Source organism: Prevotella sp. ne3005, assembly GCF_900110085.1.
GTDB lineage: Bacteria > Bacteroidota > Bacteroidia > Bacteroidales > Bacteroidaceae > Prevotella.
In genome coordinates this window covers 119,283-135,196 of record NZ_FOCK01000009.1, presented here as the reverse complement: position 1 = coordinate 135,196, position 15,914 = coordinate 119,283, and the positions used below count along the sequence as shown (strand labels likewise).

The window sequence follows — 15,914 nt, the reverse complement described above, 5'->3', positions numbered from 1 at the left end:
TCATGCTGCCCCTCGACTTGCATGTGTTAAGCCTGTAGCTAGCGTTCATCCTGAGCCAGGATCAAACTCTTCATTGTATAATTTTTATTTCTACGAAAGAAAAATTATACGAGACTCTCTCGCGACTCGGAAATGAAAGCAGGCTTTCATTATCTCTCGCTGCTCGGAGCCTTGTAAAAAATCCCTTTCGACTTTACTCTGTCTCAGAACGACTATCCAAGATTTCTTTTTCCTATTGATAAGAAATTGAAACGGTTTGTTTCTTCTACCCAAGTGCTCATCATGAGCACTCGCTTCTTGTACTACTTCTGTCTATGTAAATCTTTCAAAGAACTCTTTCTTTTCTGCCTCAACCCAGATTATTGACTTTTCAAGTCGTAAATCAGCTGCACTCGACATAGCTCAAGTAAACTTGGCTCTGTGCTCGTTTGCCGGATTTTTGAGCGAAAGCGAGTGCAAAGGTACAACAAATATCAATACCCTCCAAATTTTTAAGCGAAAAAATTCCCGAAAACCAAAAGATTTTCGGGATTGTTTACAATTAAACCTTATACCTTATTATATATATAAGGACATTATTCAAAGATTTCATCGATTTCGTTGCTTCCGACCGCCTCATCGACGAACGAACAGGGGTCGTAACCGTCAGGCAAATCGAAGATGGCACTCTCGTTATAACCAAGCTGCGAATCCTTATAGACCTGCTGCATATAGAGTGCGAAAATAGGGAGTGCTCCAGAGGCACCCTGACCCATTGCCATCGACTCGAAGTGGATATCACGGTCGTCGCCACCCACCCAACAGGCATTAACAAGGGTTGGAGTGATTCCCACGAACCAAGCGTCACTGTTATTGTTGGTCGTACCCGTCTTTCCACCAATATCACCTTTCAGATTATATTTGAAGCGCAGGCGTGAGGCTGTACCACCATCCACCACATTCTTCAGCATATAAATCATCTTGTTGGCACTCTCCTCACTGATGACCTCGTTCATGCGGGGCTGGAACTGTGCAATGACATTACCCTCACCGTCTTCAATCTTCGTAACAAACATACAAGCAGCACGGATACCGTGATTGACAAAGGCAGTGTAGGCACTGGCCATCTCGCCAACGCTGATATCACAAGGTCCGAGACAGAGTGCCATCGAAGGATGGATCTCGGGATTGCGGATGCCATACTCATGGAGAAGGTCGACAAAGGCCTGCGGATTAAGTTTACTCATCAGATAGGCAGAGATCCAGTTGTTAGAGGTCTGAAGTCCCCACTTCAGCGTCACCATCTCACCATAACGGGCACGACTGCCATTACGCGGTGTCCACGGTCTGCCGGCTACAATATAGGTTTCCTGCACGTTGGGAGCCTCGTCACAGGGAGAGAAGCCATTCTCCATTGCAAGGGAATAGAGATAGGGTTTGATGGTTGAACCCACCTGACGGCGACCATCCATCACCATATCGTAAGCGAAATGCTCATAGTCGAGACCACCGACATACGCCTTGACATGACCATTCTGCGGACATACACTGACGAAGCCAGTTCTCAGGAATGATTTGTAATATTTTATCGAGTCGATAGGAGTCATTATTGTATCCACCTCACCATGATAGGTGAAGATGGACATGTTGGTCGGTGTATGGAATGCCTTCTGAATTTCATCCTCAGGGATACCCTCCTCACGCATCACCCTGTAGCGCTCACTCTGACGGACTGAGCGGTTGAGGATCTGCTGCACCTGAGCCTGGGTCAGGTTGTTAGAATAAGGTGCATTCTTCTTGTTACGGTTCTCCTTATTAAAGGCCGGCTGGAGGAACTTCACCACATGCTGGTAGGCGGCATCCTCGGCGTATTTCTGCATGCGGGAGTCGATGGTGGTATAGACTTTCAGTCCATCGGTATAGATGCTATAGTTCTCGCCATTACGCTTCACGTTTTTATTGCACCAACCGTACAAAGGGTCTGATTCCCAATTGATTGAGTCATTATAGAACTTCACCATATTCCAAGAAGGATACAGGGCACGGTCGGGCTTCTTCGCCGTCATGTAGCGACGAAGGAACTCACGGAAATAGACAGCCAATCCTTCACGGTGATCGGCCACATGGAACTTCAATGTCAAGGGCTCAGCACAGTACTTGTCGTACTCCTCCTGACTGATATAACCACCCTTCAGCATCTGACCCAAGACGACATTACGACGGTCGCGACTGCGATCGGGATGACGGACGGGATTATAGTAAGAGGGGTTCTTACAGAGACCTACCAACGTGGCAGCCTCAGTGACTGTGAGGTCTTTCGGCTCCTTACTGAAATACACGTTCGAAGCAGTCTTGATGCCTACGGCATTATGAAGGAAGTCAAAATAATTCAAGTACATGGTAATAATCTCATCCTTCGTATAGTTGCGTTCCAGCTTCACAGCAATCACCCACTCTATCGGTTTCTGGAGCAGACGTTCCATAGTGGTGTTTGCATGTTCGGAATACAACTGTTTGGCGAGCTGCTGGGTGATGGTAGAGCCGCCACCGGCACTCTTCTGGCCCAGGATGCCACGCTTGACGATGGCACGGCCGAGGGCATAGAAGTCGATACCAGAATGCTCATAGAAACGGGCATCCTCGGTAGCCACCAATGCCTGTACCATGGCAGGCGCAATCTTAGTGAAGTCGACCAACACACGGTTCTCCCGGTTATAGTTCCATGTACCCAGTATTTTTCCGTCAGCGGAATAGATCTGAGTGGCATAACGGTTGATAGGGTTCTGCAGGTCTTCGATAGGTGGCATATAGCCAATCCATCCCTCGTCGATGGCATAAAAGGCAACTGCCGATCCCAACACGGTAATGGTCAATAATGTCCACAAAAAATAGACAAATAGCTTTCTCATATTTGTAAATTCGTCACTTTTTTAAGTATCTTGGTGCAAAATTACGAAATTATTCAAAAATAACGCACGTAAATCAGAAATAATGTGTAATTTTGTGCCAACAAATTCAAAATAGGGATGGAAAAGCATAATTTTGTAACCATTGCCGACCTCACTCGGGAGAAAATTCTCTATATGATTGAGATGGCAGAGGAGTTTGAGAAACACCCGAACAGGGAGTTATTAAAAGGAAAAGTGGTGGCAACCCTTTTCTTCGAGCCTTCGACACGTACACGACTGAGTTTTGAGACCGCCGCCAACCGGCTGGGTGCCCGTGTAATCGGTTTTGCCGACCCGAAAATCACCAGCGGTACGAAGGGTGAGACGTTGAAGGATACGATCCTCATGGTATCGAACTATGCCGACGTCATCGTGATGCGCCACTATATCGAGGGTGCAGCCGTCTATGCCTCTGAGGTGGCTCCCGTCCCCATTATCAATGCCGGCGACGGTGCCCACCAGCATCCCTCGCAGTGTATGCTCGACCTCTACTCTATCTATAAAACACAAGGTACGCTCGAGAACCTTAATATATATATGGTGGGTGACCTGAAATACGGTAGAACAGTGCACTCGCTGCTGATGGCCATGCGCCACTTCAACCCGACATTCCACTTTGTGGCTCCGAAGGAACTGGCCATGCCTAACGAGTATAAGATCTACTGCAAGGAGCACGGCATCAAGTATCAGGAGCATACGGCCTTCAACGAGAAAGTGATTGCCGATGCCGACATCCTCTATATGACCCGTGTGCAGAAGGAGCGTTTCTCCGACCTGATGGAATATGAGCGCGTGAAGAATGTCTATGTGCTGAACAACGACATGCTGAAGAGTGCCAAGCCCAACATGAAGATTCTGCACCCGCTGCCCAGGGTGAACGAGATTGCCTACGATGTGGACGAGAATCCGCATGCCTACTATATCCAGCAGGCCGGCAACGGGCTCTTCGCCCGTGAGGCCATCTTCTGCGACGTATTGGGAATATCATTAGAGGAAGTTAAGAACGACAAAACGATTATAAAATGAATAAGAAAGAACGCCTGGTTGCCGCCATTGAGCACGGCACCGTCATCGACCACATACCTGCCAACAAGACCTATCAGGTAGCCAGTCTGTTAGGACTCTTCGACCTGAAGACACCTGTGACCATCGGTTTCAACTATCCCTCACAGAAGGTGGGCAGCAAAGGTATCATCAAGGTATCGAACAAATTCTTCACCGACAACGAGATCTCTCGTCTCTCCGTGGTGGCTCCCAATGTCATTCTGAGCATCATCCGCGACTATGAGGTGGTGGAGAAAAAGGCCGTGGAAACGCCTGAGGAGATCAAGGGTATCGTGAAGTGCAATAATCCGAAGTGCGTGACGAACAACGAGCCGATGAAGACCCACTTCCATGTGGCCAACGGCATTCTGACATGCCACTACTGCGAGAAGGAGCAGGACATCAACAAAGTGGAACTGTGTGAGAAGTAAAAGGGTAAGAAGGTAAAAAAGTAAAAAGGTAAAAGTTAAACCCAATAAACAAAGACAATGAACAGAGACAACACAATCTTTGAGTTGATTGAGAAAGAGCATCAGCGCCAGATGAAAGGCATAGAGCTGATTGCGAGTGAGAACTTCGTAAGTGACCAGGTCATGGAGGCCATGGGCTCTTACCTGACCAACAAGTATGCCGAGGGTTATCCTGGTCACCGTTACTATGGCGGTTGCCAGGTGGTGGACGAGGTAGAGCAGTTGGCCATCGACCGTGTATGCCAGCTCTTCGGTGCCGAGTATGCCAACGTGCAGCCCCACTCAGGTGCACAGGCCAATGCTGCAGTGCTGTTGGCAGTGCTGAAGCCCGGTGACACCTTCATGGGTATGAACCTGGATCACGGTGGTCACCTCTCTCACGGTTCACTGGTGAACACCAGCGGTATCCTCTACAAGCCCGTAGGTTACAACCTGAACAAGGAGACGGGTCGTGTAGACTATGATGAGATGGAGCGTCTGGCCATAGAGAACAAGCCGAAGCTGATTATCGGCGGTGGCTCAGCCTACAGCCGTGAGTGGGACTACAAGCGTATGCGTGAGATCGCCGACAAGGTAGGTGCCCTGCTGATGATTGACATGGCTCACCCCGCTGGTCTGATTGCTGCCGGTCTGCTGGAGAACCCCGTGAAGTATGCCCACATCGTAACCTCTACCACCCATAAGACCCTGCGCGGCCCGCGCGGCGGTATCATCCTGATGGGTAAGGACTTCGACAATCCTTGGGGTTATACCACACCGAAGGGTGTTGTGAAGAAGATGAGTCAGCTGCTGAACTCTGCCGTCTTCCCCGGACAGCAGGGCGGTCCGCTGGAGCACGTCATCGCTGCCAAGGCCGTAGCTTTCGGCGAGGCTCTGCAGCCTGAGTTCAAGGAGTGGGCCAAGCAGGTACAGAAGAATGCCAAGGTGCTGGCCGAGGAGCTGATCAAGCGTGGTTTCAGCATCGTGAGCGGTGGTACCGACAACCACTCCATGCTCGTAGACCTGCGTTCTAAGTATCCCGACCTGACCGGTAAGGTGGCCGAGAACGCCCTTGTTGCAGCTGATATCACAGTAAACAAGAACATGGTACCCTTTGACAGCCGCTCAGCTTTCCAGACCTCTGGTATCCGTCTGGGTACTCCCGCCATCACCACCCGTGGTGCCAAAGAGGACCTGATGGTTCAGATTGCAGCCTGGATTGAGGAAGTGCTGAACGATCCTGAGAACGCCGAGGTGATTGCCAGCGTCCGCCAGCGTGTGAACGAGAAGATGAAGGAATATCCGCTCTTCGCTTACTAAAATCATCCAATAAAAAATCCCCGCCAATCGGCGGGGATTTTTATTGTTATTTTGTTATTATCTACGAGATCTGGACGACCTACGGGTTGCAGAAGGTTTCGGTGCCTCTTCCTTCTTGATGGTCATGTCACCCTTCTTAGAGAATCTCAAAATATATTTCTCATTCAGATAGGTGTACTTCAGAATCATGTAGTAGTTCGTAGTAGGAGCAGTACCTAAGTCAATGGTCTTACTGCCATTACCACCCAATGGTTCAGAAATATCACTGGCATCCCATGGCGACACATCAAGGCTATCCTTATAGAAGCTGTAATTCGTCAGCGTAATAGACTGATCGCTTGTATTCTTAATATTGAAGTTCAGCGTTTCCGTGCTGACACCTTCCTTGGTAGCCGTCTTGGTAGCCCAAGAGCACTTCAGATAGTCATTGAGATCGACAGGCTTCTTGGCTACAGCGATAATCTCATCAGAATACTTTCCGTCCTTAGACTTTACTGTGATAGTGGCCTTACCGTCGCCGTCATTACCGACACACTTTACCATGCCCTTGGCATCAACGGTGAATTCCTTCTCATCAGAAGTACTCCATACGAGGTCGCGCTTTTCCGTGTTAGTCACCTCGACAGCTGCGCTATCGCCCAAAGCAAGATGCAGCGAATCTTTAGGGATATAAAGGGTACGATTCTGAGTGATTGTTATCGTTTTCCGAATTTCATCATAAACGCCCTCTCTCAACTTAATGTTGGCATAGAACTCAACTGTAGTTTCTCGACTTTCCTTCTTTTCCTTGAAGGCTGTGACATCGAATTTCTGGATAAACTCGGTTTCGCTGACCGTCTCCCTACCACCGCTGGAAACCCATTCGTCCTCAGGATAGATCTCATACTTGAAGTTGGCAGTGATATTAACTTTTATCGTCTGTGCCAGTTCGTCAATAGAAAATTTATCTGTCTCAATAGTATAGCTGGGGACAAACAACTGTGAAATCTTGACTTCCCGAACAATTTTATCATTGTTACTCTTAATAGCGACCTTAGCACTACGATAAGAGCCACTATTATTCGGGGCGATAGTCAAAACGACCGATGCTTTTTCAAGTCCTCTGGTTTTTGCATTTTTATTCTCGGTAATCCAGGTTGCATCAGCTGGGATGACTACAGTATAATCAACATTCTTCTGTAGTTCAATTGTAACTTCGCCACCTACATGCTGCGCCTGATACTCATTTTGACCAACCTTGATTTCATCAACCTGCTTCTGCGACACATTGAAACTACGTACGTTATTAGATCTCACATCGGTGATGGTCACCACGCAAGAGCGATCGCTATAGGGATCCGCATCGGTATCCTCAGACATGCCACGAGCGTTAACCGTCACATTGATGGTAGAGGTTTCATAGTCAATCTTGGCCGTACACCAACTGGCGTCCGTAGTAATACTAAAGTTGGACATGTCCTCATTACGGAATTGCTGTGACTGTGTCTGAGACGATGTACTTGCCTCAAACGACATATCCTTAATCAACAGTTCAGGCAGACGGCTTTCGTAGTCTTCGCCACAAGAGCTGAAGCCAACTCCCAACACTAAAAGCATCAGGAAAAAACTTAAAGATTTCATTGTTTTCATGTTCATTATTACTTAATAAGTACTTATATCGGTTGCAAAGATACAAACTTTTTGGAGAATTCGCATCTTTCTACAGATATTTTAATTATTTTTTCATTGTTACCTGCAAAGGATTCTCTACCGACCTCAGGAACCAGGCAATCCTTAAAAGCCACTCCTCGGAAGTCCGCACATCATGCTTAGACCAGGCAGAACCAAAGTAATAGGTAAAGGGGGCTCCACGATAGTTCCGGACAACACCCACTGCATGATTTCCTAATCGTTTTGTCTCCACGGGACCATTGGGGAAGAGTGCTGCCACATAGAGCGGAGCATGGTGTACGTTCGGCTGATCCGTAGGATCGGTATAGGCCACATAGTTGGATGCCAGCACCACTGGTTCGGGGTCTTCTTTCTGAATGACAACCCCCGAACAGAAAGCAAGCGGTTTGGTGAGTCCCTCATAGCTGACGGTCATCTGATTGAAGTTCGCCCCCTTATCGAGGGTGATGACTCGGTGTTCGGTGACCTTGTCGCCATTGACCGTCCGGACACTCTGCGTCAGACGGACAGAGAAACGAAGCGGGCCTTCATCCAGAATCTCGTAGTTCGCGAAGCAATAAGGCATAACGATGCTGTCGCCAATCATCAGAGCCGGTGCACCGCAGCCCAGGGTTGCCCCGACCTTATAGGGATCAAGCCCGCGACCATGGTCATGGTGATAGGAATTGATACGATAGAGAGAGTCGCCACGGTGGCGGTCGACCCTACGCAGGGAGTCGACCTTTGGCATCATCACAATATCCTCGATATAGAAACGGTCGTCAACCACCAGCTCGGGTGTATTCTTCGTCCAGACATCAATACCGAAAGAGCGTTCACCCGTACGTTCCAATGCCGGCCCATAGACACGGTAGGCCCCACGGTCGTTCTCCCAAGCGAAGTCGTCCTTACGTTCCGGATGCAGTTTCCCATGACAGACCATCGGGAAGGTCCGGGGACTGCCCTTCGTTATCGTGAAACGGGCAGTACCATGTCGCCTGACGGAAGCCTCAATCAACAGTTTTCTGTCGTGAGTCACCTGAAAGGGGACATCCAGTCCTGCCGCCTCCAGTACGCGGAGGCTGTCGGCTGTCGTTCCCAGTGCCACCAGCACCGTATCGAGCGGGACTTCCACGACCTGCTCACGATACTCATTGGCTGGATTACTTACCTCGACTGTCAGGAAAACAGCGACTATCAAAGATAATAAAGTATTCATTTCAGTTCTGCATTAAAGTGAGAAATTGCCTGGCGGAACAGATGATTACGGGTGTTGCCGCCAAAGATACTATGATTGCGATTGGTATAGACGAGCTGACGGAAATCCTTATCGGCCTGTACGAGAGCCTCGACATACTCAGCCGTGTTCTGGTAGTGTACATTGTCGTCGGCCAGTCCATGACAAACCAGCAAGGCGCCATGGAGCTGCGAGGCACGGGCTATGGGGTTGACCTCGTCATAGCCCTGTGGGTTCTCCTGAGGTGTGCGCATATACCGTTCGGTGTAGATAGAATCGTAATAGCGCCAACAGGTGGGCGGTGCGATGGCCACACCGGCACGGAAGACGGGACGCCCTTCCGACATGGACATCAGCGTGTTCCAACCACCATACGACCAGCCCCAGATACCGATACGCTCCTTGTCGACATACGTCTGACTGCCTAGCCAGAGGGCTGTCTCTACCTGATCACGGGCTTCCAGTTCACCCAAGCGCAGGTAGGTACACTTCTCAAACTCGGCCCCACGGCCACCCGTACCACGGTTGTCGACACAAACACAGATATAGCCCTGCTGGCAGAGGAACTGTTCGAGAATGGCACCATTGCCGCTCATGCCGATGCCCCACTGGTTGAGTACCTGCTGATTGCCGGGTCCACCATACTGATACATGATCACCGGGTATTTCTTTGCGGGGTCGAAATCGGCTGGCTTCACCATCCAACCGTTAAGTAAGACACCCTCAGAGGTGGTAAAAGAAAACAATTCCTTCTTGCCAAGGTCATAGGCCGACAGTTTCTCCACCAGTTCATGATTGTCGATCATGGTCTGAAGAACTTTGCCGTTATTCTGGCAGAGCGTGTACTGTGCCGGATGGTCGAGGTCGCTCCAGATATTGATGAAGTATTTGAAATTCTTACTAAAGATGGCATGATTCACACCAGCCTGCCTGGAAAGCACCTCTGTCTTTCCATTCTTACGGGCTACCATCACTTGCTGGTCGGTGGCACCTTTGGGATTGGCAGCGAAATAAGTGTCACCAGACTTCTCATCATAGCCATAGACACTCTTGACAACATACTTGTCGGTCACTATCTGACGCAACAGTTGTCCGTTCAGGTTGTAGAGATAGAGATGATTATAGCCATCGCGCTCACTGGGCAGCAAGATATGCTTATCAGTCAACTGCACATCCTCCAGTGTCTCCTCCTTGATATACTTCTCCACCCTGTCCTCGATGGCCAGTTGGCAGACAGCAGTTAGCGGATTAGCCATATAGATGCGGAGCTGGTCCTGATGACGGTTCATCGTAAAGACTGCTATCTTCGATGGGTCGCTGGTGGCCTTGATACGGGGGATATAGCCATCGGCATCGAGCGGCACGTCGATGGTCTTCGTCTGATGCGACTGGATGTCATAACTATGAACGCTGACCTTGGAATTCACCTGTCCCGGAACGGGATACTTATAAGTATAGTCGCCGGGGTACTCAGCAAACTCGCTACGCTCAGGTTTCTGTCCCTTGAATAGCTGCATCGAATACTGTTTGACGGCACTCTCATCATAACGAATCCAGGCAATCTGTCGGGAGTCGGCAGAGAAGACCATCGATGAATTGGTGGAGAACTCCTCCTCATACACCCAGTCGGGGATGCCGTTGATGACCTCATTGAACTTTCCATCCATCGTCACCTGACACTCAGCCTTGTCATGGAGCAAGTCAACGAGAAATATATTGTTGTCACGGACAAAGGCAATCAGGTTGGCGTCGGGTGAGAATACCGGTGTCTGCTGCGGACCGCCATCGCTGAGTGGCTCCAATTGATTGGTATGAGTATTATATATATAATAGGTGGCGGTGAACGAGCGGCGATAGATGGTCTTCGTGGCAGTCTGAATCAGTATCCGACCATTATCGGGACTCATGATATACCCCTCAACCATGTCGATGTCTGCCCCCTGGACTGCGGTTGCATCGAAGAGCACACCCGTCTGCTGGCCTGTCCGGAAAGAATAGGTTACAATGCGTTTCCCATCGTCACTGATCTGGGCATAGGTCTCCCCATCGGCCATCGGTCTGACTTCAGTCATCGACTTGGAACGGAACTTCCCAGCCGTAATGTCTTTCAGAGTCAGTATCTCCCCTGCTGATGCGACAGAACAGCATAGCACGAACAAACCTACAAACGTCAAGAGTTGTAATCGTAGTTTTATCATTATCTTCTTTCGTTTTAATTATTTCACGGTGCAAAGATAATGATTTTTTCCGAGAATTACTGAAAATCCATATAATTGTTGTTTCTCAATAGCATATCCAGGCTGACATTCTTATTCTGTAGCATATATCGCTGTACTTTCTGGATATATTTGTTTTCAAAAACACGCTTACCCATTGCCTTGTTGACCACCCACTGGATCTTACCGATATGGATGTCACTATCCTGCTGCGTCATCATCTTATCTGTAGGCATCGGGTAGAGGCTCAACAAATAGAAGCCCACACAGTCGGGCACTATGTAATGACGGTTCATCATCGACAGCTGATGCTTGGTATAGCCGTATTCGGGCTTCTGGTAGAGGGGATAATCGGTTCCGAGATACTTATCGAGACAGATGCCGATGGTGTTGTTACCTACTATCACGCTCTGATCCAAGGAGCCGATTTGGGCATAGACCTCCGGTGCCTCCAGACCGATAATATTCTCTCTCAGGTATTTGAATGCATCAGTCAGTTCCTGATTGATGTCATCCATATTCGCATATTGCTGTTCAGCCTCGGCGATGAGCGTCTGTAGTGTCGTATCCTGATAGAAGCGGAGGAACTTGGTGTTGATCTGCTGATCATTGACTTTACCGATGCGCAGTACATCCTCAATCAGCGTGCGGGTCTGCATAGGATAGGCGGTATTCATCTGCTGCAAAGCAGAGAAGTCGCCCGTGGTGAGATAGAGGCTCTGGATACGGTCATAACGGTCAACGGCAATTGTTCCATCGTTTTCCGACATGAACTGCCATTCACAGCTGATGCATCCCAGCATGATAACCATCAAGAAATAATATATCTTATGCACGAAACCGATCTGAATATTATACTTATGTTAAAAAACGATGCAAATATACTAATTTTTATTGTCAAATCCAAATTTTAACCTAAAAAAGATAAAAAATAGTATAAAAAACTGCACATTCTTGTTTATTTGTGTAAAAAACAAGCTGAGTTTGGAGGTTTTTGAGTACTTTTGCGTGTCACTAAAACAAACCAACATGATAAAGAGAACACTACTTATGGCATTCGCTGCCATCATCACCACAACCGTGTCGGCACAGACTGCCGAAATCACACATGAAGTCAAGAACACTTCGAGCGTTGACCGTACTGACATCCCCGTCGTCATCAAACTCAAGAAAGACGGAGCAGCGATTCGTTCGGCCAGGGTCACATTGGGATTGGACAACGAAATTCCCTGTCAGCTTGACGATCTCGATCAGGACGGCACATTCGACGAGCTCTGTTTCCTGGCTGACCTGAGGGCACAGACAGGAGCTGTCTACAAGATTACATTCAACACCTGCGACGCTCCCATAGAATATCCAGCCCGTGTCTATGCCGAAATGCTCCTGCGCAATGACAAGGTGAAGGAGAAGAACAAGCACGACAACTTCATTGAGTCGATCACTGCCCGTGGTGACTGTGCCAACTCCTACAATATCCAGCACCACCACGGGGTGGATTTCGAGAGCGAACTGAATGGAATCCGTATCTATTTCGACAAGCGTCAGACACTTGACCTTTACGGCAAGTTCCATAAGCGCCTCGAACTGAAAGAGACACAGTTCTATACTTCCAAGGAGCAGAAGGCTCAGGGCTATGGCGACGATGTGCTTTGGGTGGGTAACACCTTCGGACTAGGTGCTTTCCGCGGTTGGGACGGACAGCAACCAACGATGATCGATCCTGTCAGCAGCCGTACACAGCGTATCATCTCCTATGGTCCGCTGCGTACCATTGTCGAAGTGATTGACAAGAATTGGAAACCATATGCCGACAAGCCTGCCATCACGATGACCATCCGATACACACAGTATGCCGGCAGTCGCTCGACAGATGTAGATGTGTTCTTCGACAAGGACGTGAAGGACTATCTCTTCTCAACAGGCATCATCAATGTGAAGGAGTCGGTGGAATTTTCTGATAAGAAGGGGTTACGTGCCTGCTGGGGCACCGACTGGCCTTCGAGCGACCATGAGAACTTCAAGCCAGAGACCGTCGGTCTGGGTATCTATATCCCACAGAAATATATTAAGAGTGAAGAACCGGTCAACAAAGACAACTATGCCTTTGTGGTGGGAACAGACGACAGACACCTGTCATACAAAGTTATCTATTGCTCAGATAATGAAACATTTGGCTATCATTCTGCCGATGCCTGGTTTGATTTCCTAAAGCAGTGGAAACAGAATGAGGTAGACAACTAAGGAAGTTGCGTAAACATCTTACGCCCTTTCACATAGTATTGCCAGAGCAAGGAGAACGACCTTCGCTCTGGTATTTCTTTTGCCACACGACTGGCTTGTATGGCCCGACGGTCGGATTCAAAATCCTTTCGCCAACGCTTAAAAGCTCTACGGGCCCGGTACACGGCCTTAAAATCGCCGACATTCCGTTTCAACAAAAGCATCTCCCAGGCAGCCAAATAGTCGAGCCACCAACGCCAACGCATCACGGATTTCAGTTCCTCGTCGGGCAGGCATTTGTAAAGCATCGTCAGGTTGTTGCGGAAGTTCAAAAAAGTCTTCATGGGATTGCCCTTTGGCAGCGTACCACCACCAACATGATAGACATAGCTTTCTGGCAGACAGACGATACGGCGCCCACGGATACGGAGTCGCCAGCAGAGGTCGATCTCCTCATTATGGGCAAAGAACCGGCTATCGAGCCCACCGGCCTCCCAATAATCTTTCGAACGAATCATCAGGGCCGCACCAGTTGCCCAAAGGATGTCGGTCGAATAGTCATACTGTCCATTATCAGCTTCCACCGTTTCAAAGATCCTTCCCCGACAGAAAGGATAGCCTAACCGGTCGAGGTATCCCCCACTCGCCCCGGCATACTCAAAGCGGTCCTTATCAATGATGGAGAGCAGTTTCGGCTGACATGCCGCCACCTCGGGATGACTGTCCAGATATTCAATCATCGGCGTCAGCCAGTGGTGAGTCACCTCAATATCGGAGTTCAGCAGCAGATAATACGTTGCATCCACCTGTCGGAGGGCCTGGTTATAGCCTTCGGCAAAGCCCCAGTTTTTCTCCAAACAGATCTGCCGGACCTCGGGGAAGTGCGTCTTAAGCATCTCCAATGACTGGTCGGTAGAAGCATTGTCGGCAACATAGACTGTCGCCTCCGCCCTCGAATACTGCATTACAGAAGGCAGATACTTCTCAAGCATGGCCTGACCATTCCAGTTCAGAATAACAATTGCTACTTTCTCCATCGCGCGTACCTTATTATAATAATATAGCTTTCAGCGACTGTTTGTCGGCAGTCAGTTCGCCCAGTCTTACGTTTACCAACTGATTATCCATGGCAGGGTCAGCCTCCTTCGGCGATAGCTCCACCCGGATATAATTCCTTGTAAATCCATGCATCGCCCTTCCACGGGTAGATTTCTCGAAGAGTACCTCAGCCTCCAGTCCGATATGGTGCTGGTAGAAGGCAATGGTTTTCTCATCAGACAAATCGAGCAGCCGTTTCGAACGCAGTTTCTTATCCTTCTCGCTGACCACATAGGGGATATTCAGTGCAGAAGTCCCCGGACGCTCGGAATAAGGAAACACATGCAACTGCGTCACGTCGAGCGCCTTCAGAAACTCATACGTCTCTTCAAAACATTCCGGTGTCTCTCCCCGACAACCCACCATCACGTCAACCCCGATGAATGCGTCGGGCATCAGTTCTTTAATACGGTGGATCTTATCGGCAAACAGCTGACGGTCATAATGACGGTGCATCAGCTTCAATACCGTATCGCTTCCGCTCTGCAATGGTATATGGAAATGGGGCATGAATGCCCTACTCTGGGCGCAATAGGATATCAGTTCATCCGACAAAAGGTCGGGTTCCAATGAACTGATGCGATAACGCCGGATACCCTCAACTCCATCCAAAGCCTTGACCAGATTGATGAAGTGTTCGCCTGTGGTCTTACCAAAATCGCCGATATTCACACCCGTCAGCACAATCTCCTTACCGCCCTCACTGACAGCCTCCTCAGCCTGCGCTACTAACGAGGCGATGGTTGGATTGCGCGAGAAGCCACGGGCATAGGGAATCGTGCAATAAGTGCAGAAATAGTCGCAACCGTCCTGCACCTTCAGGAAATACCGCGTCCGGTTGCCACGCGAGCAACTCGGTGCAAACGACTTGATATCCTTTGTCTTCTTCCGGAAGAATGCACTTCCTGATTCTCTGGAAGATACACTGCCGTCACGGGCTCCCGTCCAGGCATCTGAAAGAAACTGGATCAGATTTGCCTTCTCGTCAGAGCCCAGCACCAGACTCACGCCATCAATCTTCGCCACCTCGTCGGCCTCCAACTGCGCATAGCAGCCTGTCACCACAACAAAAGCACTAGGATTCTCCCTCACCATCCGGTGAATCTGCTGACGGCACTTCTTGTCAGCCACCTCTGTCACCGAACATGTATTGATCAAACAAATATCCGCCCGCTCCCCTTTTTGTGCTGTACGCACACCCAGTTCCTGAAGCATCTTCCCGAAAGTCGATGTCTCAGAGAAATTCAACTTACATCCAAGGGTGTAGTAAGCCGCCGTTTTACCTTGAAAGGCCGATGTATCTATCATATATAAAATAGGTGTCTTGTTTACGGGCACAAAGGTACAGCTTTTTTCTCACTTTTCATCAATTTTTGGCATTTTTCCGTTAAGTGGCAAAATAACACCAAAATTTAACATTTCGTATCTTGCTGATTTTCAGTATTTTGCGAAAAAGTTACAAAAATAGGCAAAAAAAAATCGAAAAAAATGATACGTTATATTAAAATTATGCTTAACTTTGCAGCGTTTTAATAAACAAATGATTGTTTTACAGATTTAAAAAGCTTAGAAAAAATGAAAAAATTAGTATTTATGTTCGTAGCAGTTGCTGCTATCTCTTTCGCTTCATGTGGTAACAAGGCTCAGGCTCCTGTACAGGACACTGATTCTATCGCCGAGGTAGTTGATAGCGTAGTTGACAGCCTGGCTGTTGATTCAGTTGCTGCTGATTCTACTGTTGCTGAGTAATCAG

The 15,914-nt window shown here is 48.7% G+C and carries 12 protein-coding genes and 1 rRNA gene; 5 read left to right on the top strand and 8 right to left on the bottom strand.

The genetic code is table 11. The annotated features are described in order from the left end of the window. Both BMY16_RS13305 and BMY16_RS13300 read right to left on the bottom strand, forming a co-directional pair. Window positions 1-77 (bottom strand): 16S ribosomal RNA (locus BMY16_RS13305); the annotation flags it as partial. 498 nt (window positions 78-575) lie between these two features. Continuing rightward, on the bottom strand, window positions 576-2,888 hold the full coding sequence (locus BMY16_RS13300; RefSeq protein ID WP_091843330.1) for a transglycosylase domain-containing protein: 2,313 nt from the start codon (window positions 2,886-2,888) through the stop codon (window positions 576-578). A 117-nt stretch (window positions 2,889-3,005) separates the two neighbouring features. On the opposite strand from BMY16_RS13300, the gene pyrB reads away from it, so the two are divergent. The 3 genes from pyrB to glyA are packed head-to-tail and all read left to right on the top strand — an operon-like array spanning window position 3,006 to window position 5,740. Then, window positions 3,006-3,953: an aspartate carbamoyltransferase gene (gene pyrB, locus BMY16_RS13295; RefSeq protein WP_091843327.1), complete on the top strand. Its 948-nt coding sequence runs from the start codon at window positions 3,006-3,008 to the stop codon at window positions 3,951-3,953. Beyond that, window positions 3,950-4,402: an aspartate carbamoyltransferase regulatory subunit gene (locus BMY16_RS13290; protein ID WP_091843325.1), complete on the top strand. Its 453-nt coding sequence runs from the start codon at window positions 3,950-3,952 to the stop codon at window positions 4,400-4,402. The genes pyrB and BMY16_RS13290 overlap by 4 nt, the downstream gene beginning before the upstream one ends. A 57-nt stretch (window positions 4,403-4,459) precedes the next feature. After that, window positions 4,460-5,740, top strand: coding sequence for a serine hydroxymethyltransferase (glyA, locus tag BMY16_RS13285; protein ID WP_091843322.1), 1,281 nt, complete (start codon window positions 4,460-4,462; stop codon window positions 5,738-5,740). A gap of 57 nt (window positions 5,741-5,797) precedes the next feature. Here glyA and BMY16_RS13280 read toward each other — a convergent pair whose 3' ends face one another. From BMY16_RS13280 to BMY16_RS13265, 4 genes are all read right to left on the bottom strand, one after another. Then, window positions 5,798-7,360, bottom strand: a complete 1,563-nt coding sequence (locus BMY16_RS13280) for an Ig-like domain-containing protein (protein WP_170836109.1) — start codon at window positions 7,358-7,360, stop codon at window positions 5,798-5,800. A gap of 94 nt (window positions 7,361-7,454) precedes the next feature. Next, window positions 7,455-8,609: a DUF4861 family protein gene (locus tag BMY16_RS13275; protein WP_091843317.1), complete on the bottom strand. Its 1,155-nt coding sequence runs from the start codon at window positions 8,607-8,609 to the stop codon at window positions 7,455-7,457. Next, window positions 8,606-10,825: a S9 family peptidase gene (locus tag BMY16_RS13270; protein WP_091843314.1), complete on the bottom strand. Its 2,220-nt coding sequence runs from the start codon at window positions 10,823-10,825 to the stop codon at window positions 8,606-8,608. The genes BMY16_RS13275 and BMY16_RS13270 overlap by 4 nt, the downstream gene beginning before the upstream one ends. Before the next feature lie 56 nt (window positions 10,826-10,881). Then, window positions 10,882-11,679 (bottom strand): gliding motility protein GldB-related protein, encoded by a 798-nt coding sequence (locus tag BMY16_RS13265; protein WP_091843312.1) that lies wholly within the window; start codon window positions 11,677-11,679, stop codon window positions 10,882-10,884. Window positions 11,680-11,872: 193 nt separating this feature from the next. On the opposite strand from BMY16_RS13265, the gene BMY16_RS13260 reads away from it, so the two are divergent. Next, window positions 11,873-13,084, top strand: a complete 1,212-nt coding sequence (locus BMY16_RS13260) for a DUF4861 domain-containing protein (protein WP_244513063.1) — start codon at window positions 11,873-11,875, stop codon at window positions 13,082-13,084. Here BMY16_RS13260 and BMY16_RS13255 read toward each other — a convergent pair. Continuing rightward, on the bottom strand, window positions 13,081-14,100 hold the full coding sequence (locus BMY16_RS13255) for a glycosyltransferase family 2 protein (protein WP_091843309.1): 1,020 nt from the start codon (window positions 14,098-14,100) through the stop codon (window positions 13,081-13,083). The two genes, BMY16_RS13260 and BMY16_RS13255, sit on opposite strands and share 4 nt — an antisense overlap. A gap of 13 nt (window positions 14,101-14,113) precedes the next feature. Continuing rightward, on the bottom strand, window positions 14,114-15,469 hold the full coding sequence (gene mtaB / locus BMY16_RS13250; RefSeq protein WP_091843306.1) for a tRNA (N(6)-L-threonylcarbamoyladenosine(37)-C(2))-methylthiotransferase MtaB: 1,356 nt from the start codon (window positions 15,467-15,469) through the stop codon (window positions 14,114-14,116). Window positions 15,470-15,754: 285 nt separating this feature from the next. Here mtaB and BMY16_RS15575 point away from each other — a divergent pair, with 285 nt between their 5' ends. After that, on the top strand, window positions 15,755-15,910 hold the full coding sequence (locus BMY16_RS15575; RefSeq protein WP_170836102.1) for a hypothetical protein: 156 nt from the start codon (window positions 15,755-15,757) through the stop codon (window positions 15,908-15,910). The last annotated feature ends 4 nt before the right edge of the window (window positions 15,911-15,914 follow it).

Excerpts from the sequence above, each read along its gene's own strand:
- BMY16_RS13260 (WP_244513063.1), top strand. The coding sequence starts at position 11,873 with ATGATAAAGAGAACACTACTTATGGCATTCGCTGCCATCATCACCACA.
- mtaB (WP_091843306.1), bottom strand. The coding sequence starts at position 15,469 with ATGATAGATACATCGGCCTTTCAAGGTAAAACGGCGGCTTACTACACC.
- BMY16_RS13300 (WP_091843330.1), bottom strand. The coding sequence starts at position 2,888 with ATGAGAAAGCTATTTGTCTATTTTTTGTGGACATTATTGACCATTACC.
- glyA (WP_091843322.1), top strand. The coding sequence starts at position 4,460 with ATGAACAGAGACAACACAATCTTTGAGTTGATTGAGAAAGAGCATCAG.
- BMY16_RS15575 (WP_170836102.1), top strand. The coding sequence starts at position 15,755 with ATGTTCGTAGCAGTTGCTGCTATCTCTTTCGCTTCATGTGGTAACAAG.
- BMY16_RS13275 (WP_091843317.1), bottom strand. The coding sequence starts at position 8,609 with ATGAATACTTTATTATCTTTGATAGTCGCTGTTTTCCTGACAGTCGAG.
- BMY16_RS13280 (WP_170836109.1), bottom strand. The coding sequence starts at position 7,360 with ATGAAATCTTTAAGTTTTTTCCTGATGCTTTTAGTGTTGGGAGTTGGC.
- BMY16_RS13255 (WP_091843309.1), bottom strand. The coding sequence starts at position 14,100 with ATGGAGAAAGTAGCAATTGTTATTCTGAACTGGAATGGTCAGGCCATG.
- pyrB (WP_091843327.1), top strand. The coding sequence starts at position 3,006 with ATGGAAAAGCATAATTTTGTAACCATTGCCGACCTCACTCGGGAGAAA.
- BMY16_RS13290 (WP_091843325.1), top strand. The coding sequence starts at position 3,950 with ATGAATAAGAAAGAACGCCTGGTTGCCGCCATTGAGCACGGCACCGTC.
- BMY16_RS13270 (WP_091843314.1), bottom strand. The coding sequence starts at position 10,825 with ATGATAAAACTACGATTACAACTCTTGACGTTTGTAGGTTTGTTCGTG.